Annotated in this window: 26 protein-coding genes; 10 read left to right on the top strand and 16 right to left on the bottom strand. The window is 40.9% G+C overall.

Features of this window, described 5'->3' with window-relative positions:
• Positions 1-202 precede the first annotated feature (202 nt).
• Complete coding sequence (locus tag VB836_RS15290; protein ID WP_323220356.1) at positions 203-334, bottom strand: hypothetical protein; 132 nt, start codon at positions 332-334, stop codon at positions 203-205.
• 1 nt (position 335) lies between these two features.
• Here VB836_RS15290 and VB836_RS15285 point away from each other — a divergent pair, with 1 nt between their 5' ends.
• From VB836_RS15285 to VB836_RS15270, 4 genes are all read left to right on the top strand, one after another.
• Positions 336-1,142: a pentapeptide repeat-containing protein gene (locus VB836_RS15285; RefSeq protein WP_046282349.1), complete on the top strand. Its 807-nt coding sequence runs from the start codon at positions 336-338 to the stop codon at positions 1,140-1,142.
• 33 nt (positions 1,143-1,175) lie between these two features.
• Positions 1,176-1,418, top strand: coding sequence for a hypothetical protein (locus VB836_RS15280; protein ID WP_046282344.1), 243 nt, complete (start codon positions 1,176-1,178; stop codon positions 1,416-1,418).
• Between the two features lie 68 nt (positions 1,419-1,486).
• Positions 1,487-1,663, top strand: coding sequence for a hypothetical protein (locus VB836_RS15275; RefSeq protein ID WP_323220354.1), 177 nt, complete (start codon positions 1,487-1,489; stop codon positions 1,661-1,663).
• A 251-nt stretch (positions 1,664-1,914) separates the two neighbouring features.
• Complete coding sequence (locus VB836_RS15270) at positions 1,915-2,286, top strand: hypothetical protein (protein ID WP_323220352.1); 372 nt, start codon at positions 1,915-1,917, stop codon at positions 2,284-2,286.
• 37 nt (positions 2,287-2,323) lie between these two features.
• Here VB836_RS15270 and VB836_RS15265 read toward each other — a convergent pair whose 3' ends face one another.
• A complete protein-coding gene (locus VB836_RS15265) occupies positions 2,324-2,959 on the bottom strand; it encodes a response regulator transcription factor (protein ID WP_323220350.1) in 636 nt (211 codons plus the stop codon).
• A 24-nt stretch (positions 2,960-2,983) separates the two neighbouring features.
• Entirely contained in the window at positions 2,984-4,210 is a 1,227-nt protein-coding gene (locus tag VB836_RS15260; RefSeq protein WP_323220348.1) for a molybdopterin molybdotransferase MoeA, read from the bottom strand.
• A gap of 543 nt (positions 4,211-4,753) precedes the next feature.
• Between VB836_RS15260 and VB836_RS15255 the strand changes: the two genes are divergently transcribed.
• Positions 4,754-6,130 carry a GGDEF domain-containing response regulator gene (locus VB836_RS15255; RefSeq protein WP_323220346.1) on the top strand — a complete coding sequence of 459 codons (1,377 nt, stop codon included), beginning with the start codon at positions 4,754-4,756 and terminating at the stop codon, positions 6,128-6,130.
• A 761-nt stretch (positions 6,131-6,891) separates the two neighbouring features.
• Positions 6,892-7,515, top strand: a complete 624-nt coding sequence (cobO, locus tag VB836_RS15250) for a cob(I)yrinic acid a,c-diamide adenosyltransferase (protein WP_323220344.1) — start codon at positions 6,892-6,894, stop codon at positions 7,513-7,515.
• 342 nt (positions 7,516-7,857) lie between these two features.
• Here cobO and VB836_RS15245 read toward each other — a convergent pair whose 3' ends face one another.
• On the bottom strand, positions 7,858-8,859 hold the full coding sequence (locus tag VB836_RS15245) for an RNA polymerase sigma factor, RpoD/SigA family (RefSeq protein WP_323220342.1): 1,002 nt from the start codon (positions 8,857-8,859) through the stop codon (positions 7,858-7,860).
• 2,045 nt (positions 8,860-10,904) lie between these two features.
• On the opposite strand from VB836_RS15245, the gene VB836_RS15240 reads away from it, so the two are divergent.
• On the top strand, positions 10,905-12,797 hold the full coding sequence (locus tag VB836_RS15240; RefSeq protein WP_323220340.1) for a chloride channel protein: 1,893 nt from the start codon (positions 10,905-10,907) through the stop codon (positions 12,795-12,797).
• Between the two features lie 169 nt (positions 12,798-12,966).
• On the opposite strand, the gene VB836_RS15235 is transcribed toward VB836_RS15240, so the two are convergent.
• The 4 genes from VB836_RS15235 to VB836_RS15220 all read right to left on the bottom strand — a co-directional run bounded on the left by VB836_RS15235 (position 12,967) and on the right by VB836_RS15220 (position 15,593).
• Positions 12,967-14,706, bottom strand: coding sequence for an ATP-binding protein (locus VB836_RS15235; RefSeq protein WP_323220339.1), 1,740 nt, complete (start codon positions 14,704-14,706; stop codon positions 12,967-12,969).
• Between the two features lie 200 nt (positions 14,707-14,906).
• Positions 14,907-15,119, bottom strand: coding sequence for a type II toxin-antitoxin system HicB family antitoxin (locus VB836_RS15230; protein WP_323220336.1), 213 nt, complete (start codon positions 15,117-15,119; stop codon positions 14,907-14,909).
• Complete coding sequence (locus VB836_RS15225) at positions 15,119-15,400, bottom strand: type II toxin-antitoxin system RelE family toxin (protein ID WP_323220334.1); 282 nt, start codon at positions 15,398-15,400, stop codon at positions 15,119-15,121. Before VB836_RS15225 ends, VB836_RS15230 begins: the two co-directional genes overlap by 1 nt.
• Positions 15,381-15,593, bottom strand: coding sequence for a hypothetical protein (locus VB836_RS15220; protein WP_323220332.1), 213 nt, complete (start codon positions 15,591-15,593; stop codon positions 15,381-15,383). The genes VB836_RS15225 and VB836_RS15220 overlap by 20 nt, the downstream gene beginning before the upstream one ends.
• Before the next feature lie 472 nt (positions 15,594-16,065).
• Between VB836_RS15220 and petC the strand changes: the two genes are divergently transcribed.
• The 3 genes from petC (at position 16,066) to VB836_RS15205 (ending at position 17,609) form a co-directional block, all read left to right on the top strand.
• Positions 16,066-16,602: a cytochrome b6-f complex iron-sulfur subunit gene (petC, locus tag VB836_RS15215; RefSeq protein ID WP_323220330.1), complete on the top strand. Its 537-nt coding sequence runs from the start codon at positions 16,066-16,068 to the stop codon at positions 16,600-16,602.
• Positions 16,603-16,668: 66 nt separating this feature from the next.
• Positions 16,669-17,040 (top strand): rhodanese-like domain-containing protein, encoded by a 372-nt coding sequence (locus VB836_RS15210; protein WP_323220328.1) that lies wholly within the window; start codon positions 16,669-16,671, stop codon positions 17,038-17,040.
• A 47-nt stretch (positions 17,041-17,087) separates the two neighbouring features.
• The gene (locus VB836_RS15205) at positions 17,088-17,609 is read left to right on the top strand and encodes a rhodanese-like domain-containing protein (protein WP_323220326.1); all 522 of its coding nucleotides are present in this window, start codon (positions 17,088-17,090) and stop codon (positions 17,607-17,609) included.
• A gap of 8 nt (positions 17,610-17,617) precedes the next feature.
• Here VB836_RS15205 and VB836_RS15200 read toward each other — a convergent pair whose 3' ends face one another.
• From VB836_RS15200 to VB836_RS15165, 8 genes are all read right to left on the bottom strand, one after another.
• Positions 17,618-18,952, bottom strand: a complete 1,335-nt coding sequence (locus VB836_RS15200; protein ID WP_323220324.1) for a type ISP restriction/modification enzyme — start codon at positions 18,950-18,952, stop codon at positions 17,618-17,620.
• A gap of 11 nt (positions 18,953-18,963) precedes the next feature.
• A complete protein-coding gene (locus tag VB836_RS15195; RefSeq protein ID WP_323220322.1) occupies positions 18,964-19,275 on the bottom strand; it encodes a DUF4926 domain-containing protein in 312 nt (103 codons plus the stop codon).
• Complete coding sequence (locus VB836_RS15190; protein ID WP_046281401.1) at positions 19,272-19,499, bottom strand: type II toxin-antitoxin system RelE/ParE family toxin; 228 nt, start codon at positions 19,497-19,499, stop codon at positions 19,272-19,274. Before VB836_RS15190 ends, VB836_RS15195 begins: the two co-directional genes overlap by 4 nt.
• Positions 19,500-19,501: 2 nt before the next feature.
• Positions 19,502-19,759 carry a ribbon-helix-helix domain-containing protein gene (locus VB836_RS15185; RefSeq protein WP_009787846.1) on the bottom strand — a complete coding sequence of 86 codons (258 nt, stop codon included), beginning with the start codon at positions 19,757-19,759 and terminating at the stop codon, positions 19,502-19,504.
• Positions 19,760-19,809: 50 nt separating this feature from the next.
• Positions 19,810-19,911, bottom strand: coding sequence for a type II toxin-antitoxin system HicA family toxin (locus tag VB836_RS15180; protein ID WP_235440821.1), 102 nt, complete (start codon positions 19,909-19,911; stop codon positions 19,810-19,812).
• Positions 19,912-19,922: 11 nt separating this feature from the next.
• Positions 19,923-20,147: a type II toxin-antitoxin system HicB family antitoxin gene (locus VB836_RS15175; protein WP_009787848.1), complete on the bottom strand. Its 225-nt coding sequence runs from the start codon at positions 20,145-20,147 to the stop codon at positions 19,923-19,925.
• Positions 20,147-21,922, bottom strand: a complete 1,776-nt coding sequence (locus VB836_RS15170) for an N-6 DNA methylase (RefSeq protein ID WP_323220317.1) — start codon at positions 21,920-21,922, stop codon at positions 20,147-20,149. The genes VB836_RS15175 and VB836_RS15170 overlap by 1 nt, the downstream gene beginning before the upstream one ends.
• A 128-nt stretch (positions 21,923-22,050) precedes the next feature.
• Positions 22,051-23,430: a pentapeptide repeat-containing protein gene (locus VB836_RS15165; protein WP_323220315.1), complete on the bottom strand. Its 1,380-nt coding sequence runs from the start codon at positions 23,428-23,430 to the stop codon at positions 22,051-22,053.
• Positions 23,431-23,533: the final 103 nt, after the last annotated feature.

The following is a 23,533-nucleotide window of genomic DNA, read 5'->3' as shown; positions in this document are numbered from 1 at the left end:
AAACGCCGTGGGTCTCACGGTGTCAGCCTGTGGAGCCTTAGATAATAGTCGGGCTACGAAGCAGGAACTTCTAAGAGCGACCTTAGAAGCTCACGTCACAGCGCTTCGCTTGACGTGAGAGTGTCACCAAGACGCTAAAATAGTTTAACAAGCTCAACGAGTTGAGGGAAGAAATGCAATGAGCTATTTTAAGCGTTATATTTCAGGCAACTGTACAGGCGTTTTTACCCAATGTCTCAATGGCAGTTAACGGGTTAATCCCAACTCTCCGGGCTGAAATTGCAAGTAGCCCAAAATCCAAAATAGAAACTTGAGTGACTTCTGCCACTTCCATGATGACTCCAAGCGAACTAAACTATTGCTATCGCGTGTTAGAACTCAAGCCCGGTGCTACTCTAGAAGTGGTCGATCAGGCTTATAAGGACTTGGCATTTATTTGGCATCCGGATCGCATTCCTGAAGAGAATCAACGATTACGAAAAATAGCAGAAGAGAAGCTGAAGGAGATTAACCAGGCGCGAGATAAACTGCGTTCGATTTTAAAGCGGAACACAACCTCTCAATACAAAGCCACTCCTCAGCATTCGACGACATCCTCCACTCGACACAGCGCCACTGGATATTCCGCTTCGTCTACTCAAACCCAAGCGAAAACCTATTCTCATCCAACGACATCAACCACTCCCCGTCCCTCTCAATCTGTAACTCAACCTAAACCTCAACCGACTCCTCAAACGGATTACCCACCGAAAACACCCTATCAGCGGCCTCACGCGCCCGATATGAGCGGCGTTGATCTCAAAGGGGCGGATCTTAAAGAAAGGGATTTTTCCGGCCGTAATTTAACGGGAGCGGACTTAAGCCATGCGAATTTAAGTGATGCTTTTCTACATAAAGTTAACTTAAATGGGGCTTGTTTGTACCGGGCGAATTTATTTCGGGCGAATTTCCTCCAAGCTGACTTACGTTATGCCAATTTACAAGAAGCGAATTTAATAGGCGCTGACTTAAGTGGGGCGGATCTGCGAGGGGCTAACTTAACGGGGGCGAAAGTCGGATCAGGCGATCGCATCATGGTTAAACTCACAGGTACCATCCTCGCTGGGGCTATTTTACCCGATGGTTCAGTTCATCCCCAGTAAGTATGGCACTACGCGCAGGCAAAAGGAGACTGGATGGGGATTTATCTCGGTGTGTTTTCCATCACTCCTGTCGTTTGGTACAAAGATATTCAGAAATTGTGGCGAGTGTACCGTCAGGAAATGTTGATTGCATTGCTGGGACTCACCTTATTAATTCTCGGGGGATTAGGGGCGGAACTGTTTAAAGGTGGGTTTCAACTGTTTGTAGGGTTATATCATGTCCGGATAATTAGTGATCAAAAACTTTCTCATAATCCTCCTCTTTCTTCTTCTTGATTTCCTCCTGACTCCTGACTCCTGACTCCTGACTCCTCTGTCGTTTATTTATAACTGTTCAACCGGACATGATATTATTATTCCACCATGATTTTATTCTATTTTTTGCAGAGAAAGTCAGAGTTGCTATCGAAGAATTCTCCGAACTTTTAGGAGAAACCCTGATTCTCTACGCGGCTTTTTTATTCCTGAAAAAACGCTATCGTCGCCGCAAACTCTTTGATTCTTACCTCAGTCAAACCTAGACGGTTATCAGTCACGAGTCTTGTAGGGGTAATTTATGAATTATCCCTACAACTGATAACTGTAATCACGGGTGACTGTCAATTTCCGATGGCTTTGTATAGCATGATTTTTTTCAATTTGCGATAAGTCTTTTTGCAGACACAGAGATTAATCAGAATTCTTCCCTAAGAAAGATGCAGGCGTCCGGACAACTGTCTAATACTGAGAATAGTATTAATAGCCCAACGATAGAATTACCTTTCCCTCTAGTATGTTAATCTCTGATTTCACAACCGTAAGCTATTACGAAGCAAATTCGCCTGAGTCGGTTGTACAAGAAGTTCCCATTCCTGAAAAGCCGGTTGATCAAACTTCTAAATCTCTCGAAGGAATTGGATTAGTTTATCTAACCTCGGGTTTTTTAGCAATCGTTTCTATTATTGTCTTTCTCAAGCATTTACAAGTTCGGAAAGTGGTCAGAGGTCAATTTTATCTCGGTCAGCCTTTTCATAAAATACCTTGTACAAATTGTCAATATTTTAACAATAATCTTTATATGAAATGTGCCGTTCAGCCGTCTATTGTCCTCAGTGAAAACGCTAAAGATTGTACGGACTATCAACCGTTAGATGAGTCTAAATAATTTGATCTAAATACAGCAAATAGTTCTCTATTTTAGCTTAACTCACTAATCCTGATCGCAATGCTGTTACCGCCGCTTGCACTCGATCATCAACCGACAATTTATTCATAATTCCTCGAACATGAGTTTTAATCGTATTCGGACTCAAGTATAATTCTTCAGCAATTTCTACATTGGTTTTCCCTTCAACCATCAACTGCAAAACCTCAAACTCCCGAGGCGATAAATTCGTATTTTTCCGATCATTTTGAGGCGTTGGTTGTTGTAAATGATTCACAACAGATCTCGCGACTTGCGGATCAAGATAAGTCGCCCCATCACTCGCCGCTTCGATCGCCGCATAAAGCCGATCAATACTCGCCCCTTTAATACAATAAGCATCCGCCCCACTCGATAACGCGGCTATCACTTCGGTTTCTGCGGTATGAGAAGTTAACATCACAATGCGAATTTCGGGTAAAGCCTGTTTAATTTTTTTCGTGGCTTCTATCCCATCCATCCGAGGTAAACCAATATCCATTAAAATCAGATCTGGTTTTTCTTTTAAAGCTGTTTCTACGGCTAAATAACCATCTTCTTCAATCCCAATCAAACTAATATTCGGCTGATTGGATAAAACCTGTTCTAACCCAAGTTGCATCATCGGATCATCTTCAACAATTAAAACACGCATAGTTCCCTTTATTTCTTCAAAAACTTAAACTTGCAACACTTGAACAAAATCTCCCGCCTCAACTTGTGTACAATTAACAGGTAAAACCGCTAAACCTGTCGTTTGGGCGAGATTAACTAAATTTGCACTATTATGAGTTCCCTCGGCGAGTTGAAACTCATACTCACCCTGGTTAACACTCAGTTTACCCCAAAGATAGGTTTCTCGTTTTCCTTTAGACTGTAAAAGATTCAGCGATCGCGCTTTGACAAAAACAGGTTGATAATACTCGGATTTTAACCCCGAAAGTTTCCTCAAAGCAGGCAGGATAAATCGCCAACAGGTGACTAAAGCGGAAACCGGATTTCCCGGTAAGCCAAAATAAACACAATCGGGAAATTTCGCCACCGTTAACGGTTTACCGGGTTGAATGGCGACAGACTGGACGTGAATTTTACCGCCTAATTCGCTGAGAATTTGTTCAATATAATCATAATCTCCCACCGAAACACCGCCTGTCGAAAGCACCGCATCCGCCTGATTAATGGCTTGAGAAATAGTCTGTTTTAAGGCTTGGGGGCGATCTCGCACAATGCTAAAATTGAGGGGTTCTACGCCCATTTTCAGCATCAACGCTGTCAACGCATAACGGTTAGAATCCACCAATTGTCCAGGTTCTAAGGGTTGATCGGGGGTGACTAATTCATCACCTGTGGAAAAAATAGCCACTTTAACCCGTCGATAAACCGGAACTTGGACAGATTGACTCGCCGCTAATACTGCGATTTCTGCCGCATCTAAAGGAATTCCCGGCGTTAACAGCAAGTCTCCGGCTTTGTGAAAGCAACCCTGACGACGCACAAAGGCTTGAGGAGGGGGACAGTTAAAAATGGTAACGTGATTCCCCAGGCGTTGGGTGTCTTCCTGCATGACAATGGTATCCGCCCCGACAGGTAAACAAGCCCCTGTAAAAATACGGGCGGCTTCTCTGGGTTGTAGACTACGTTGGGGTTGATATCCGGCGGGAATTTCTTCGACAATTTTTAGGGTTATGGGATGATTAGCGGTACTTCCTTTAATATCGGCATGACGTACCGCATACCCATCCATCGCGGAGTTATCCCAATGGGGAAAATCGAGGTGACTGATCACAGGAGTCGCTAACACTCGCCCTAAAGCGGCGCAGAGATCGATGGTTTCGATATCTTGGGGACTCTGCAAGGGTTGTACTAAGTCCAAAATAATTGATTCGGCTTGATCAACAGTTAACATAAGGGTTTATCTGGTAACAGTCTGTTTGATTTTAAGGGTTCGCCGTTCCTAAAAGAGGAGATGACTGCTATTATTACTCTATTTTCCCTTGAAATGAGCCGTTATTCTATTGAGCAGTTCTCAGGATTTCTTAACAATCGATTTCAAGCTGAAATCAGTGTGGGAAAAGTGGAAATAGATTGAGTGAAGTATACCTTCTTCTGACTTCTGCTGATCGTATAGCTGCCTTAAAGAGATAAGTTTTGGACTTCATGCCATCCTCGAACCGCGAGTGCTGTATATTCGGTTTGGAAAAGCTCTATTTTTTGAGTTAAAATTGGTTTGGTTCCCCTCTGAGTCAACTGTTTAAATTCTCAGCATCAGTCTGTTCCTGTCTTTAGAGACTAGAGACAGTCTATCCTAATAATCCTCATGTCAAGGAACCCTAGATTTTTGGGTTTGTAAAACCTATTTTTTAGAATGGCTATTTTCCCTCATCTTTCTTGGAAATATTTAGTGGTTAGTTTGTTAAGATTTACAGGTAAAAGCGGTGCAAGATAAGCCATGATTTATCCGAGAAATAACAACCTATTGGGGAGTATCTTAATTGTAGCTGATTCACTTGAGAGCTTAAACTTTTTAGCAGAAATGTTAAACAGTTATGGTTATACTCCGATCAAAGCTGAAACTGCAAGTATAGGACTAGAAAAGGCGGAATCGGATTGTCCCGATCTTATTTTATTAGATCTGGTTCAACCTGAAATGGAGGGTTATGAATTGTGTAATCGCCTCAAAAATAATCCAAAAACTGTAGATATTCCGATTATTTTTATGAGTGGTGTTAAGGGATTATTTGACAAAATACAAGCGTTTCAAGTGGGCGGTGTCGATTATATTTCTATACCTTTTAATAATGAAGAACTTGTGGCTCGGATCGAAAATCAACTCACACTCAAACGTCAAAAAATAGAACTAACCCAAGAAATCGAACGCCGTCAAAACGTGGAAAAAATTCTTAGTGAATCAAGAGCGCTTTTAGCCAGTGTTTTAAATAGTTCTCCCGATGGAATTGCAGCTTTTAAAGCCGTCCGAGATGCTCAGGGAAAAATCGCCTATTTTCGCTGTGTTGTTGCTAATCCAGTGGTTTCTCAAATGGTCGGTCAGCATCAAGACAACTTAGTGGGTCAACGGCTGCTAAAAACAATGATAGATCAACTCGATCCCTATTTATTTTATCTATTGGTTGGAGTGGTCGAAACGGGAGAATCATTCAATCAAGAGTTTCGTTTTGAACAGAATAATACCCTCCACTGGTATTCGGTGATTGTTGTTAAAAATGAGGATGGTTTTTCGATGACAATTCGAGATGTTTCCGAACGCAAAGAATGGGAAGTCTTGCTCAATCAAACCAGCCAAAATCTCTATCAACAAGCGATTTCCGATTCTTTAACTCAAGTGGCGAATCGTCGAGCCTTTGATCACTATATCGAACAAGAATGGCATCGATCCAAACGAGAAAAAGTCTTTCTATCACTCATTTTAGCAGATATTGATTATTTCAAAAACTATAATGATCACTACGGACATCAAGCCGGAGATCAGTGTTTACGAGAAATTGCTCAAGCGATCCGCAATGCTGTTAAGCGTCCGGCTGATTTTGTCGCTCGTTATGGAGGAGAAGAATTTGCTGTAATTTTACCCAATACTGAAATAGAAGGCGTTAAACAAGTAGCCGAATTAATTCGCTCAGAAATTCATCAACTCAAAATCCCTCATGCGGAATCTACAGTCTGTCAATTTGTAACGGTGAGTCTTGGTGTGTGTTCTCTGCTTCCTCAACCGGAAGATTCATTTAAGATTTTAATTAGCAAGGCGGATATCGCTCTCTATGAAGCCAAAAAACAAGGACGCGATCGCATTGTTGAAGCTGAAAATGGATAATCTATAGCAATCAGCAAAGAGCCAGCTTAAAACATCTTTGTGTTCTTGGTGTCTTGGTGGTTAAATAAGCACGCGATCGCATTGTTGAAGCTGAAAATGGATAATCTATAGCAATCAGCAAAGAGCCAGCTTAAAACATCTTTGTGTTCTTTGTGTCTTGGTGGTTAAATAAGCACGCGATCGCATGGTTGAAACAAAAAATGGATAATCTATAGCAATCAGCAAAGAGCCAGCTTAAAACATCTTTGTGTTCTTGGTGTCTTGGTGGTTAAATAAAGACGCGATCGCATGGTTGAAACAAAAAATGGATAATCTATAGCAATCAGCAAAGAGCCAGCTTAAAACATCTTTGTGTTCTTGGTGTCTTGGTGGTTAAATAAAGACGCGATCGCATTGTTGAAACAAAAAATGGATAATCTATAGCAATCAGCAAAGAGCCAGCTTAAAACATCTTTGTGTTCTTGGTGTCTAGGTGGTTAAATAAGCACGCGATCGCAGGATTGAAACAAAAAATGGATAATCTATAGCAATCAGCAAAGAGCCAGCTTAAAACATCTTTGTGTTCTTGGTGTCTTGGTGGTTAAATAAGCACGCGATCGCATGGTTGAAACAAAAAATGGATAATCTATAGCAATCAGCAAAGAGCCAGCTTAAAACATCTTTGTGTTCTTGGTGTCTTGGTGGTTAAATAAGCACGCGATCGCATTGTTGAAGCTGAAAACCTATGATAGTAGTTTAATCGAATGTAGAACATAAAAGCTATGGACTCTCAAACGGATACGACATTAACCTCTGAACAACATCGCCTGAAAATGCAGCGACGCAAACAAGTTCAGGAACAACGAGTCGCCCAGGCGTCGCAGACGAAAGGCTTAATTATCGTTCATACGGGGAATGGGAAAGGAAAGACAACCGCCGCTTTAGGAATGGTGATGCGATCGCTGGGTCATGGTTATCGGGTGGGGATTATTCAGTTTATCAAAGGCGCTTGGGAACCCGCAGAAAAAGCGGTTTTTAGTCGTTGGTCGGATCAGTTGGAGTTTCACGCGATGGGTGAGGGGTTTACTTGGGAAACTCAAGATCGCGATCGCGATATCGAAAAGGCGCAACAAGCATGGGAAATGGGTTTATCTTTTATCCGTAATGCTGAGTTTAAGTTGGTTTTACTCGATGAAATTAATGTGGTGATCAAATTAGGATATTTGACAGTTGAAACCGTTTTAGCGGGACTCGCCGAAAAACCGGAAGACACTCACGTTATTTTAACAGGTCGAGGCGCACCCCCTGCGTTAATTGAACGAGCCGATCTGGTAACAGAAATGACCCTGGTTAAGCACCCTTTCAGAGAACAAGGGGTTAAAGCTCAACCGGGGATCGAGTATTAGTTCATTTGATCTCACCTTAACCCTCTCTATCCCCCTTGATCCCCCCTTGATCCCCCCTTAAAAAGGCAGGGCTGTTTCATTCTCGACCCTAAATTTGATGACCTAACCCCCCAACCCCCTTCCCTGCAAGGGAAGGAGGAGTAATTAATATTTTGATATACTTATTAATCAAAAAAAATACTCCCCTCGCCTTATAGGAGAGGGGTTGGGGGAGAGGTTCTAAGCAAATGTTTATCGACTTTGAAACGGCCCTGCCCTTAAAAAGGGGGGGTTGGGGAGTGGGGGGTGAGGAGAGGGAACTTCGATCCTCGGGGTTGGTAGGGGGTAGAGAGGGATTGTGAACTAGCTAGCCAGATATTCCCGCACTTGAGACTTCCGACGACGCAGGTGGTTCAGTGCTTGGTTTTCAAGCTGACGAACCCGTTCACGGCTGATATTCATCCGAGCGCCAACTTTAGAGAGGGACAGTTCGCGACCATCTTCTAAACCATAGCGGAGGAGAATGACTTCCCGTTGTTGCGGGGTGAGTTCGTCGATCAGGCTCTTGAGATCCTGACGCAGCAGTTCATGGGTAACGTAGCTATCAGCAGAAGCACTTTCGTCTTCGAGGAGTTCTTGGAGTTCGGTGTCTTGGTTATCTCCGACTCGCAGATCGAGGGAAATCGGATGACGAGAAGCGAGTAAGTATTCCCGAATTTGAGAGGGTTCTAACTCTAGCGCTTCTGCAATTTCCGTCGGTGTTGGGTTACGACCATATTTTTGGACGAGATCCCGTTGAACTCTCTTGATTTTGTTCAGTTTTTCGGTGATATGGATCGGTAAACGAATCGTTCGACCATTTTGAGCGATCGCCCGAGTAATGGCTTGTCGAACCCACCAGTAAGCGTAGGTGGAGAATTTATAACCCCGCATCGGGTCAAATTTTTCGACGCCTCGCTCTAAACCGAGGGTTCCTTCTTGAATTAAATCCAAGAATTCCATGTTGCGCTTTTGGTATTTTTTGGCGATTGAAACGACTAAACGTAGGTTCGCTTCGATCATTTTTTGTTTGGCGCGACGACCGCTAACAATGACTTTATCAAGTTCCTCTTCCGTTAATTCGACTTCTTTCGCCCACTCGGTTTTTGTAGGTTCGTGACCCAGGGTTTTCGTCAGTTGCTCTTTAGCTTCCAACTGCTTCATCATGTGTTGAACTTGCTTGCCGAAGTGAATTTCTTCTTCTTGAGTCAGCAAGGGAACACGACCAATTTCATGCAGATAAGTCCGCACGGTGTCTGCTGAAACCCCTGGTCGAGTGTTCCGTTTGATGGATTGATCTTTTTTGAGATTGTTTACCTTAGCCATGATTTTAAATTAAACTCCCTTAACAGAATCAAAATGGGTAGTGAGTCTACTCGACTGATCAACAATGAGTAGGAAAGAACGTCAGAGTTGGTTCTCTTTTAAACTGGTAGAAAGTCTAACCCTGTGGGATTTCTACTCTATGTTTTGACAGGGGAGCCGGAACGCTCGACAGGCTGCGATAGTATCTCAGGTTCCCTCCCGTAATCGTTTAACTCAATTTTATTAGACGACCGTAGTACGATGTAAGTTCAATTGGCAATCAATATGTAATTGGCTTGCGCTTCAAGAGTCTGATCGTTCCTCGACTTCCGAGAAGCTATTCGACTGCAACAACCCCCGCTTTTCCCTCGGTTGGATTTTGTTCCAACTAGAAATCTGTTTCTCCTTTACTTCCCTTTACATTATTACATGAATAATGGGGGATGAGTCAAGCTATTCATTGTTCGGTTTTCTGTGTAAATCATCCTCTATCTTTACTCTATCTTTACTTACTATCATGCCCAGAAACAGTTGAAATCTATCAGAAGAATGAATGCGAGAAAACCGAACTATTTTCTGCTTGTTTTCCTCACACAATCCGTATTTACACTGAAGATCTGAACCTCCTCACCACTGTTACCAATATCTGGGAACTTTGAGTGCTAAACATTCCGCTCTGATTTGGGGAGAACGTGATCCTCTCCAAAAACAGGGATGTGAACAATCAGCAATCCGCTTTTAGCTTTTCGGATACAAGTTAGGGTTTGAACGGTTGAAATGTACCTGATCACCTGAAAACGTCTCCAAAATTGACAGATCGCACTGAAGGCCATGACAGCAGAATGGATCAACAGAAAAAAGCATTATACCTTAATATTGAATTTTTGACCTGAGCAAATTGCAAATTTTTTGAACTAAGCCTCTACCGCCTTGAGTATCCCCTTTCTCCAGACCGACTTGATCGCCGGATCAGGAAGCTTAATTTCATCTACAAGAATATTCGGTGGTTTTCGGGCTAGGGTTCGATCGCACTGACACCGACAGCATCACCCCAGATATTTATCTGGTACGATAGCGATCCAAAAACCAATCCCCGATCACAATCGGCCAAATTCCTGTAATCGGAATATTCACCGCCTTTAATACAATCACCATTGTCACCCGTCCCACTTCCGGAATTCCCAGCCTAGCAATAGTGACCCAAGTTGCCGCTTACGAAAATCAAAATCATTTTTCTCTGAATGTTATTAACGGTTTTTGTATTGTTGTATAATACACCTCAACTATTCGTAAAATAGGATGCACTTTGGTATTTCTTAATCTGTTGTCAGAGAATTACCCCCTGGAGAGAGAGATGCCTTCGGGTTAGTGATCTCAAGCTCCTGTCAATGAGGCTTTTTCTGAAGTTGGACGCTTAGACTGAGAGTGAACTCACTTCTAGCTCTAAGGCGGCGTGAAAAGGGTCAGTTCTACAATCTCAACTCACATCCGCGATTTAAGAAAAATGGACTGCGGGTATAACTTTTCCTTTACCTATCCATCATGGGGTTAAAACTTGAGGGGGTTTAAAATTCGTTCGGATCTCAACAAACAGATCAAGAAAACCGCAATACTTTCAGTTGGGAAAACTCACCTCAAATTAGGTTGTCAAACGGATGCAATTTAAGCTAAATTAGAATCAAGAATAGGAGAATACGAATCAACTTTTCGCGATTGGAGTTCAGCTCACTCTCCACCTCACCACCCGTTTCTGATTCGATGCAGTGGTGGTTTGTCTCTTGGAATGTTAATCGCAGTCCAAAAACTTGCGAAAGACAGGCTGACCTGGTACTACGGCCCCTGATATCTGTCTGATTCCGTTCAATCACAGCGAAGGGAATCAACACAGAGACTCAAAAAAGAAAACAGGGGAGACCCAGTAAGTTTTTTGTCCAATTCCTATAGTCTTCATCCATAGTCCTTGTACCCCTACTCGTTTTTTCCGGGTTGGGGATATTGGGAGATGAAGATAAAATCTCTATTTTAAATTCCTGTATTCCTTGAACTTTGAGAATGCTTTTTGAAAGATGACTGTTACCACTTCCCCACCCCCAAAAGTTCTGCTTCCCTCTGAACCCAAAATCCTCTCCCTTTCTCCTTCCTCTACTCATTTCCTCAATCGTTGGCGTCCCTCTCCCGAATCCCTCGTCTTCATTTCCGCCTTATTAGTGGGTGGAGGTTCAGGACTCTTAATGGTATTATTTCATACCCTGATTAACTTCTTCTATAGCCTCAGCTTTGAGGGATTAATGAGTCTAATTTACACCTGGGGAGCCTGGACACTCGCCTTAATTCCCGTTTTAGGCGGCTTAATGATTGGAGTAATGCGTTGGCTGTTTCCTAAAATTTTGGGACAGGATTTTTCCACCCTATTAACCAACGCGAGAGTACAAGATATCACGCCTTTACGACCCTTCGTTAAAATGTTAGCTGCCGCTATTTCTTTGGGAACAGGCGCCTCATTAGGGCCAGAAAGTCCCAGTGTAGAAATTGGTTCTCACGTTGGAATTTTATACGCTCAATTTTTTCAAGTTTCCCAAGAACGTTATCGCTTATTATTAGGTGCAGGAGCAGCCGCCGGACTCGCGGCAGGTTTTAATGCTCCAATTGCGGGTGTTTTTTTTGCTTTAGAAGTGGTACTCGGAGCAACATTTTTCACAGCTCCAGCCACCAGTTTAATTTTGCTCTCGGCGGTTTTTTCTTCGATTGTTTCTCGTATTTTTTTAGGCGTTCATCCGGCTTTTATTTTACCAGATTATCAAGTTATTAGTTCTTGGGAATGGATATTTTATGTCGGTTTAGGTGTACTGGCGAGTTGTGTCTCTTTAGCTTATACCCAGGGTATTAAATGGATGCGAGCTTGTTTTCAGGGAGAGATTCGCTATTTAAGTTTTTTGGGTAAAATTCCACCTTTCTTGAAACCCGCTTTGGGTGGAATAATCATTGGCTTAATCGCTCTCAAACTTCCTCAAACGTTAGGGGTTAGTTATCAAACCCTGGAAATCATCTTACAAGGTGAAAGATTTCCCCTATTATTATTAGGTTTACTGTTAATCTTTAAATTAATTGCAACGACAATTAGTCTAGGGAGTGGTTTTGTTGGGGGTGTCTTTGCACCTGCGATGTTTTTGGGCGCTTGTTTAGGAGCAATTTATGGTCATGTATTGGGGTTAATTTTACCCTCTGATTTTGTTGAAATTGCCCCCCCTGCCGCCTACGCAACAGTGGGAATGGCAGCAGTTCTAGCCAGTAGTGTCAGAGCGCCACTAACGGCGATTTTACTCTTGTTTGAAATGACTCGCAACTACTTGATTATTTTACCCTTAATGGTAACAGTCGGGGTGAGTATTGCGCTGATGGATTGCATTAAAGCAAAAAGTTCTGTTGCGGGTTTAAATTTGCAACAAATGGGAATGAATTTAGCCCAGCAAAACGAACAAGAAATTTTGCAAAAAGTTCCTATTGCAACACTCATGGATTTCTCTTATTTAACCTTGTTAGACTCAATTTCTTTGATCGAAGCAGGTCAAAAAATGATTCAAGCTAAATGTCATACCGCGTTAGTGGTTGATGAAACCAAACTCTTAGTCGGTGTGATTACCTTAGCAGATATTAAGCGAAATCTGATACAAATACAGTCAATTTTGAGTGAAAAAGCAAATTTTGAGCATACTTTAAGCGAAATGAACTTAAAGATTGGCGAGATTTGTACCTCAGAAATTCTCTATGTTCATCCAGAAGATTCAGTCAGTGAAGCCTTTGAACAAATGAGAGTCCGAGGTCTTTTTCTACTTCCTGTTGTTCATCCCGATAACCCGCGTAAAATAATCGGTGTTCTCGATAAAAACAAAATGACTCTAGCCAGTGATTTAGTCTCAACTCAGACTGTATTGGTTCCCTATTCTACCGTACAAAATTAAACGGAAACTGACATCTCAAAAACCCGGTTTATATCGCTATCCGGGTTTTTAATCTCCACTAATACCGCTTTGCTTCTCTATTGTAGATTACCCAATTAAACGGAAACTGACATCCCAAAAACCCGGTTTCTGTCAGAAACCGGGTTTTTAATCTCCAATCGAATAGAATTTAAAACCCTAAATCATCCATCGCTGATGCTGCGGCTTCAAACAGTTCCTCATCCGGCATTTCTTCCCAAGCTGTATCACCAATTTCGCGATAAAATTGTTCATCATAGGCACGAGTGCGAATCACGACAGGCATGGGAACCGCATGACCTAAGACTAACGCCTGTTGTTTAGAGTCTAATTTCGACAAAACTGAACGTAAATTTTGACCGCCTGAAACCCCAGTAAAAATCGCATCAATATCTTTATCATCATTCAATAAAGCAGTGATTCTTGTGCCAATTTGAGACATCACTTCTGCATCAATTCCTGATGGTCGTTGGTCAACCACTAACAGCGTCACAAAATATTTTCGCATCTCTCGCGCAATGGTGCCAAAAATCGTTGAACGGACAATGGCAGAATCTAAGAAACGGTGGGCTTCTTCTATCGTAATCACCAAAGGTTGAGGTCTATCGACGGGATTTTTAGACGAAAGAAATCGATCAGCTTTGCGAACATAAGAGGCATGAATTCGACGAGTAATCATATTCGTCACCAACATATAGGATAACATATCCGACTGAGTTCCAAACTCAACAATCACATTTTTTCCGGCATCTAATGACTGCAAAATTCGGTCAATATAATTAAACGGAGAAGTCGGACGCATATATTTTAAATTCTCCATCCGCAACAGTTTTCGCTGAAGCGACATAATAGACCCTTTGTGACCCCGCCTTTCATCACAAAACAGTTGAATTTCCTCATTCGTCATCGATAATAATTGAGAAATCCAAGACTTCCCAAATTCACTGCGGAGAATATTGGCACTATCTAAACTCGCCTCAGATAGATTTAACTCACGCTGCACTAAGTTAATATCTTCAACTTCAATTTGATCATAACTCAAATACAATTCTTGAGCATCTCTTACTCCTCGCCGTTTCGTTGATTCGGGGTCAAGGGTATACACTTCAACTCGTTCAGGAAACAGTTGACGTAAACCTTTAACCGTATTGAATTTTTTACCCTCAGAAACCGCTTCCCAACCATATTCGGAGTGCATATCAAAAATAAGATTAACAGCCGCTTGTTTTTTGATAATTCCCGATAATAATAGCCGGGTTAAAAACGATTTCCCCGTCCCTGATTTACCAAAAATCCCGTTACTGCGTTCAACCATTCGGTCTAAATCCACACAGACGGGAACATCCATATCAATGGGTTTACCGATAGCAAAATTACGACGATGGGGGTCATCTTCCCAGCCAAAAATCACCCTAAAATCGCGTTCGCTGGCTTCATAAACCTGGGAAAAATGAGTGGGAATAGTTTTTACCGGGAGAAGTTGAATATCGCTGTTTGTATTGGTTTGAAAGGAAGCAAGGGTTAAATGACCATTCTTTTGATTGTCTTGTTGTTGTTCGAGTTGGCGACGAAGCATTTCTTCTGATTGTACATCCGCCTGATTTAGCATTAACATCGGGGTTAATTCTATCGTCCCATAGGTGCTATTTCCTGCGAGAATGGCTTGCAAAAAATCATCACTGGGTTGCGGGGGATTGGCTAATATTCGCAGATTATTGGTTCCCAAGGAAACATCTGTCAAGAGACAGAAAAAATGCGATCGCAAACCGCGCACGACTAAAAATTTCCCGACTCTCATATCTTCGACAGAGATATCAGCATTGAGTCGAACTTCTAAGCCTTTGGTGAGGGAACCTTGAATAACGGAACCGAGGGGTTGTTCTGTGGTCATCGATTTATAATTGATCAGGTGTTTGTTGGCAGTTACTCAGGTGAAGGGTGAACGTGTTTATCCAAGCTAACCTCTATCTACTATCTAATATTATGATATTTTCGTCAACCTTTTCACCGATAACCCGATCAATTTCGATAGATTTCTAGATTTCAACAAGCAAGACGCTTGCATGATTCTGGTTTAAAGTGAGAAATGACTTAAGAAGAAACCACTGTTAAAGGTTTTGGAAGGGATCTTCCTAATTGTTGGTATTCTGCAATTAAAAGTTCTAAAACTTCTTCTGCATTCTTGAGTGCTTCTGCGTAGGTTTCTCCGTGTGTATGAGCGTAGGGGCCAAATTCGGGCAAACTCACTACATATTTTTGGTCTTCATCTGACCATTGAATAAAAATACTATAATGATGATTCATCACTTTTTATAGATATCTCCTCTTGTCCCAATTGTGTAAATTTCAATTTCAGCAGAATCAATATCGACTAGAAAGACAATTCTAATTTTACCAATACGCAGTCGATAAAATCCTTCCCAATTTCCCCTCATTTTTTTGATGTCAAGTTCTGTAAAAGGAATAATCCCCTGTTCCTCAACAAAAGTCAGGATTTGATTGAGTTTTTCTCCGATTTTCGCCGAGTCTTCAAGATTTGCCTTTTCTAAAAATTTAATCGCGTTCTTACGAAATTTTATGCCCATGTTTCACCCAATCTGTCATATCAACTGATTCTTCATCTTCATAGTCAGACGGTGAACCAAACATTTCATCTAGTTCTTTTTGTTCTTTTTCACTGACGTAGGGAATCAAAGTCTGAGAAAGTAATAGTCTTTCTTCTCGTAAAACTTCCCGCACACTCTCTTTAATTAAAGCTTTAAGTTCCTGAATTTCCATTAACGCTGTCCTTCGGTGAATACTGTATACACTTGAATACTGTATACAGTATAAACTATATCATCTGTTCGAGTCCTAGAGTACATCAGACAATTAACCCCGTGATTAGATCATTAACTTGAAAATCTGATGCACCCTACAGAATTCTTCTTGAAGATTATGATATTTTCGTCCGTCGGGTACATTAAACAATTAACCCCGTGATTAGATTATTGACTTGAAAATCTGACGCACACTACAGATTGAACGTGGGAATTTTGAAATTAAAAGACAACAAACTCATTTTAGCCATCTCCAACCTACCCAAACCTATGATCACTCCTGTCTTGATTACCCACTCAATCTACTCAATATTTGTATAACTTGTTAGTTATATGGTAAACTAAAGTGAGATTGTCTTGGAAGACCTGTGTTACGGTAGCCAAGTTTTTGCAATCGGTTCACAAATTAACAATTTTTTTTGAAAAACCCTATGGATAGTATCCTTCCTATCGACAGTCCATCCCTTTCAAGGCGGCAGCTACTCAACTTTCTCACCGGAGCAACCGTTGCAGCTACCACAAGTTCTATCCTCTATGTAGCCGGAAAATTTATCATCCCAATTCCCGAAAAAACTGGGGTTGGGGGTGCAATTCTTGCTAAAGATGTTTTGGGAAACCCCATTCCCGCCGCGCAAATCTTAGCAGAGCCACCTGGTACCCGCGCTTTGGTTGCAGGTTTGGCGGGTGAACCGACCTATCTAATCGTCAAAGAAGACAATACCCTGGATGTGATTGGGATTGTCGATAATTGCACTCACTTGGGCTGCACTTTTCCCTGGAATCCCACAGAACAGGAATTTCAATGTCCCTGTCATGGTTCTCTGTACGCCCCCGATGGCTCGGTGATCAGAGGTCCTGCACCTCTTCCACTCAAAATTGTTCAGGTTGCGGTTATTGAAAACAGCATTTTGATCTTACCCTGGACAGAAACAGATCCCCGCACTGGAAAACAGCCCTGGTGGGTTTAGCATTTCATGGGATGGCAGCATTTTTGGGAAATTTCCCCTTAGTAAAAGCGATTTGTAGAGAGGTGCATGATGTCAATATTAACGACTGATCAGCAATCGGTGATCAATCTGTCACCAACAGAGTTTATTAACCAACCTAATCTTCCTTTATTAATCGATGTTCGCAGTCAATTAGAATACAAAACGGGTCATGCTTCTAATACTCGTAATCTCAGCTTACCCCGCATCTTAATGGGCTTGGGATTGGGATGGCGTTGGATGCTGCCTGAATGGTTTCGGCAATTACCTAAAGAACAACCAATCGCTGTTATTTGTTTAACCGCCCACCGCAGCCCGATTGCAGCTAATCAATTACTAAAAACCGGATTTACTCAGGTGTTTAATATTACGGGTGGAATGGTCGAGTGGAAACGTCTCGGACTGGAAACAACCAAGTAATTGAATTCACAATTTCAGCAAACTCCAATAAACAGGAACAAGTTTTTATGTCATTCAAAAAATTACTTCAAAAAACATTACTCGGACTCGCATTATTGCTTTACTTATTTTTAGGCGTTGAACAGAACTCCCTCTGGGCTGCAACAGTCACTCAACCTAACACATTCCCCGATCTGGAATTAGAAGTCGATCAATTTCTGACTTCGATTCCATCAGGATATTATACCATTGGTAGTGTTGAAAAATTAAAAAGCTTGTTGAACAGTCGTCAACTGTTGTTAGTTGATGTGCGAGAATCTTCTGAATATCAGTCTGGGCATATTCCGAATGCGATTAATATTCCCATCCGAACTTTAGCAGAAAATCTCGATAAAATTCCAAGCGATCGCCCGGTTGTTGTATACTGCACTACGGGCTATCGTTCGGCGATGGGAGTGATGACATTACATCTTTTGGGCTATGATAATGTACAGGGTTTTCCGCCGAGTTTTGCTGCTTGGAAAAGTGCCGGAGAAGCGATCGCCATGTCGGGTAAAACTCAATCGATAGTCGGTGCATCAGACCATTGATTAAACTATCAATCATTAGGCAATCCTAAATCGGGTAAATTTTTAACAATTTTAACGGTTTCCCAACTCACAGTAATCACCTTTTTAATTAACCTAACAATATATTCTTCATCGTCAAGGCGATTGGGATCGTTTGTAATTCCGCTACGTTTATCAATGCTTACTTGATATTGGTCTATGATCCAGTCCAAGGCGGAACGGTTTCCTAAGCGATATTCAAATGCTTCTGGGGGAATTCCTGTTAGGGTGAGAAAGTCGTTATATTTGAGTTGGGTTTTGTCTTTGGAAAGGCGCATTTTTTCGACACGCCAATCTATCGGTAAGTCTTTATTTTCGATATGTTTTAGGTGATATTCGGGCTGTTGTTCGTAGTTAATATGAATTTCTGCGAGTCGTTTTCCTGCGGTTACAAAGGGGTGAAATTCTGGGGCGAAGGGTATGCGGGGAAGTTCTCGTTTGAGGTTGGCGGCGTAGCGTTCTCGGTAGTCGGGATGATGAAGAATTGAGTATGTATAATAAAAGATATCCCATTTGGTAATTTGGGTATCTTTGTATTGATTGCGAAATTGTTCTAATGCCCAATCTGTGATGTTTTCTTGGCGGTTTGTTCCGTCTTCATCGTAGGTGTAGAAGGGGAAACATTGAGAGTCACCTGTTAAATGTAAATCAGGAATATATCTAACCATTAAACAATGAAATGGTTTATGATTACCTATACTACTTAAACAAATTACCCAATTATCTTGTTCACTTTTAGGAGTTGGAAATATTGATGGAAATTGGTAGCGTCTGTTGTTTAAATAACGATCAAAATAAAGCCAAAAAACTGTAAATGGTCGGTAAATGGATAGCCTTAATCTATCGGAGTTATATTGAATTATAACCCCTTTGTTTAAATGTTCTTTTAAGTCCCCCGACCAACTTATTTTCGTGTCATCACAGGTAAGAAAATCGTCAATATTAAGAGATTTATCGCCTTTCTGCTTCCATTGGATTAGCTGTTCATTATAAGTATCAATCATTCGTTGAATGTTTGCTGAAATCTCTCCAGGGCTAAAATTATATGCCCAAACATCTCGATTGGTTTTAACTCCATTGCTAAACAACTTAAAAATACAATCACTTACATCTCCTTTAGCTGATTTGGTTTCTTTAGTTCCCAATGGAATAAACGCCTCAAAATCATCTTCTAATTCACCCGTTAACCAATTCTGCTTTTTATCAGGTTTAATTTCTTGCCATTCCACATTACCAATATGTTGAAGCTTTTCTAAATAATCTAACTTTTCTTCTTTCCGCCAAAACTCATCCATTCTGGCATAATAAATTTTAGCTTTTTTCATAAACCTCTAAACTAATTTTTATACAAGGAACGGGTAAAATTTAAGACTTCTTGCTGTCTTTCTTCTGAAAGTGTTTGAACGGCGGCGGTAATGCGATCGCTAATAGATACCCAAGTTTGTGTTTTAGCTTGCCAGACTACAATAAACTGTTCAGGAGAGAGGGTACGCAGTGCAAGAGTTTCCCCTTCTGGATTTGTAAATTCGACTTCATAAGCGCGATCGCTGTATTTTTCTACAATAGCACCGCGATCGCCTGCTTGAAGTCCTAATTCAGAAATATCAACTAATAGTTCTACTACATCAAACAAATCAGGTTTAATCATTTGCGCCTCCTAACATAAAGAGTAACAAGTCTTGCAATATCTTCATTCGATCTAACAATCCAAGTATAATCTTTACCCATGTTGGGAAAATCAGCAACTAATTTGCATTTTTTCCGAATAGAATCAAACAACTTGCTGGCTGCTGTTGTATTGGTTTGACCAATAAAATCACAAATTTCATTCAGGTCTTGAACTGCTAGTTCCGAGAAAACATAACTACCCATGTTTAGCCTTTTTCCATCCGGTCTAGCTTTTCTTGTAACTGTTGAAACACCGCTTCACCCTCGACAACCTTTCCGTCACGAATTTGCTGTGTTCCCTGAGCAATCTTTTCTCTTAGTTCAAGCAGTTGTCTTTCTTTATAATCATGTTCTTCCAAAAGTTTAAATGCTACTGCTAACAACTCATCAACACTTTGATACTTACCTTGCTGTAATTTTTCAAGAATAAATTTTTCTTGTTCTGGCTTTAAAGCAATTTGCATTTTTATCTCCTGGTGCTTGAGTTTATTGGTGAGAATCCGTCATGCTAGAATCATAGGATTTTGTGCGATCCGGTTTGTCGTTTAATTCGCCATCCAATTCTTTCTAGTGCGGCTAACACTTTTCTAGCTTTTGTCGATGACCACTGACTCATATTAGGATTTTCTAAACAGCAACAAAGGTTAAACTTGTCAAACCCAAGCTAATTTCTCCGTGTTCGAGTTTGTCAGCAATCACTCGCAACGCCAAAGCTTGTACATTTGCGATCGCTTCTTGTTGAGTTGAACCGTAGACTAAAACACCCGGTATTTCTAAAATTTCTGCGATCCAACGACCATCCAATTCTTGTTCTGTTTCAATCGTAAAGTGAGTAGATATTGAGCTTTGCATCAGATCTCCTCCTTAATTTTTTTCTTAACAAATATATTAACACTCACACCCACCTGAATCCCAAAAACATTATGAGTTGTTCCTGACAGCTTGGGATTTTTACGAACATTTCCTCCCAAGTCAAAGACATAGATTTGATCGAACTCCTTTTCTAGCTGCTGTCTCATCCCATCAAAGGCTATTTGGTCAATAAAACTGTTATTCGTCACAAAGGCGATAATTCCTTCATCACTTATTCTATCACTAGCCCAACGAATCGCTTTAACATAAGGATCGGACAGCGCATTTTTAAGCGTTGCTTTTGAGGCTTTGGCGTAAGTTGCGGAAACAATATCATCAATTCCCGTTTTATCTTTGTTGGTATACTTGCGGTTTTTATTATTATCATTCTCGTTCAACTGACCGACATTGTAGGGCGGATTTCCCAGAATCACAAACAGATTAGAATTTCTTTGTTTTTGAACCCGTTTCATGTTCTCCGGGTTAAATAAATTCAACTGTTGAACCGCCTGATCTTCAAAGGTATCAACCAAACAAATCCCTTCAAAAGATTTATATTCCCCAGCTTGTTCAAAATACTCATGCTCAATATTCATCGAAGCAATATAATAAGGTAACAACATCACCTCATTACAATGTAACTCCTGTTCATATTTATAAGGTAAAGCTGATTTTTGAATCTCTACAATTTCCCGCATCACCCGAATCAAAAAATTACCCGTTCCCACAAATGGATCGAGAATATGTACACCTTTATCAACCAACGATTTCCCAAACTCCCTCTGTAAAATCTCCTCAACACTTTTCACCATAAAATTAACTATCGGTTGGGGTGTATAAACAATCCCGTGAGTATCGGCTACTTTCACCGAAAACCCTTGAAAAAACTTCTCATAAATTGTATTGAGAAAATCCTGTTTTTTGGAATAATCATCAATCGTTGCTGCGGTTTCCTCTATCGCCCCATAAAACCGATCCAACTTGCTTAAAAAATGACTGCGACTAAAAGACTTAGACGTTAAAGCATTAATTACCGTTTCTATTTCTCTGGCGATAATATTGCGTTGGGAAAAATCTGGATTATTAAATACACTTCTAAAAATTCGTTCGGTTAATAAATGCTGAATCAACATTTCCTCAACCGCTTGTTCGGAAAGATTGGGGTTAATCGACTGGCGACAAAGTTTGAGAAAATCGGCGAAAGCATCAATAAACTTTTTATTTTTCTGACTCTGTTCTCGAATTAATTCTAGTAATGCTGTGGCGTGTTCTTTAACCCGAAATCCAAACTCATCAACGGCTTTTTCCCATTGTTCAATCGCCGGAGGACGATATTCAAAAAACTGACGCACCACATCAACTAACATCTGCGGTTTAGTGATATCTTCATCCATCACCAGCTTACCATCTTGGTAAAGAATAGCGCGATCAGGTTGCTGAAAAATGATATTATCTTTGGGATAGCCAACCGCAAATTTTTTCTGAACTTCTTTCTTTAAATCGTCTTTAATATCTTTGGCTTCCCAATAAGCCCGAGCTAAGTTATAATCATCTACTAAAGCCCCATCTATCCGAATCGGCTTTTTTTTGGGTCGCTGAATGGCATATTGTGGAATTAAAGTCCATTTGAACTGCTGACCACAAGACTCTAGTAACTGCTGAAATGCGGTTTGTACCGCCCCTTCGTGGTTCACTCCCAATTTAGCATACTGTTCTAAAGCATCGTAGTAGGCTTTAATCGGTTTATGGGTGGGTTTGAGGCTGAGATTCGGCATATACAACCTAATGCTTAAGTTAATACTAATATTACCCGAATTATCCGATAAATGATCAGTATTTTTGATGTTAGTCTCATGCTCAACAAACAAGTATTTTTGATGGATAGGGTCAATTCTGAGGGTTTTTATAATTCTACCTCGTCTAAGTTTATTCCCTGTAAATCGGTATCTTTGAAAACAGCTTGTTTGAGATTAACCCCTTTAAGATTAGCCCCTTTTAAGTTGACTTGACATAATATTGCATGACTTAAATCTACACCAGACAAGTTAGCATTTTCTAGATTAACTCGGATTAATTCAGCTTGACTGAGGTTCACTTTTTCGAGATTAGCTTGTGAAAGATTAGCACGAGTTAGGTCAATTCCCCGTAAATCTGTATCCGCAAAGTTAACCCCTTGTAAACTGGCTTGGGTAAAATCAGCCTGGCGTAAATCTGCATTACTCAAATCAGATTGATCTAAAATTGCACGAGTAAAATCAGCTTTTCTCAAGTCTGAATTTTGGAGATTAACAGCTAACAAACTTGCTCCTGTTAAATCAGCTTCTCGCAAATCTACCCCTTCTAAATTAGCATAATTCAATAAAACACGCTTGAGATTTGCTTGAGTTAAATCGGTATTTTTTAAACTCACGCTATTTAAGTTAGCACCCCATAAATTAACGCCAGAAAGATAAATTTCACTCAAATCAACGCCACTCAGATTGACTCCGGGAAGTGAAACATTTGCCGCAATTAAATAAGCCCCCCCCTGACGCAGATCAATATTCGGAGATAGGCGAGTATTGGGATCATAAATGGCTTTTTCTAGAATCGCTTCATTTAAAACAGCTTCTCTGAGATCAGCACTGCTTAAATTAGCTCCTGCAAGATTAGCTCGACTCAAATTAACCCCAAATAAATTAGCTTTAAAAAGATTGGTTCCGCGTAGATTTGCCCCTTTGAGATCTGCTCCACTCAAGTCAACTCCTGAGAGGTTAATATCAGCTAAAAAGACATCAGGAGCTAATAGATAAGCTCCCGCTATAACCGGATCAATTTCTGGGGGAAATAACGTGCGGTTGCTGTAAACGGCACCTGTGAGAATCGCTGTGAATAATTGAGCGCCTCTTAAGTCAGCATCGCTGAGATTAGCGCCTGTTAAATTTGCTTGATCTAAATTAGCGCCCACAAGATTAGCTTTTTTGAGATTCGCCTGAGAAAGATTGGCTGCTGTAAGTTCAACACCCAGGAGAGTGGCTTCACGCAAATTCGCGCCTTTGAGGTTCGCTCCCGTTAAATTCGCCAGATTCATAAAGGCTTCACACAACAAAGCCCGACTGAGATTGGCTTCACTTAAATCGGCTTCAATTAAGTCTGCATAAACAAGCAACGCCTCACTCAGATTTATTCCTTTGAGATTTAACCCCCGAAAATTAGCGCCCCGCAGTTGCGCTCCGGCTAAATTAGCCCCCAGGAGTTGTTTTTGTTGTAAACCGAGTTGTAGGAGAAAGTCACCGACATTCATCTTAGAGGATCTGAATTAAACAGAAGAAAAACCCGCGAATTTTAGGAAAAAAAATCAACGGATTTTTTGAGATTAAATTCAACCCAAAAATTCCACAGTTTTG

The organism is Limnoraphis robusta BA-68 BA1, from assembly GCF_034932365.1.
Lineage (GTDB): Bacteria > Cyanobacteriota > Cyanobacteriia > Cyanobacteriales > Microcoleaceae > Capilliphycus > Capilliphycus robustus.
The sequence above is the reverse complement of the archived record's forward strand: the minus strand, read 5'-3'. Positions and strand labels throughout refer to the sequence as shown.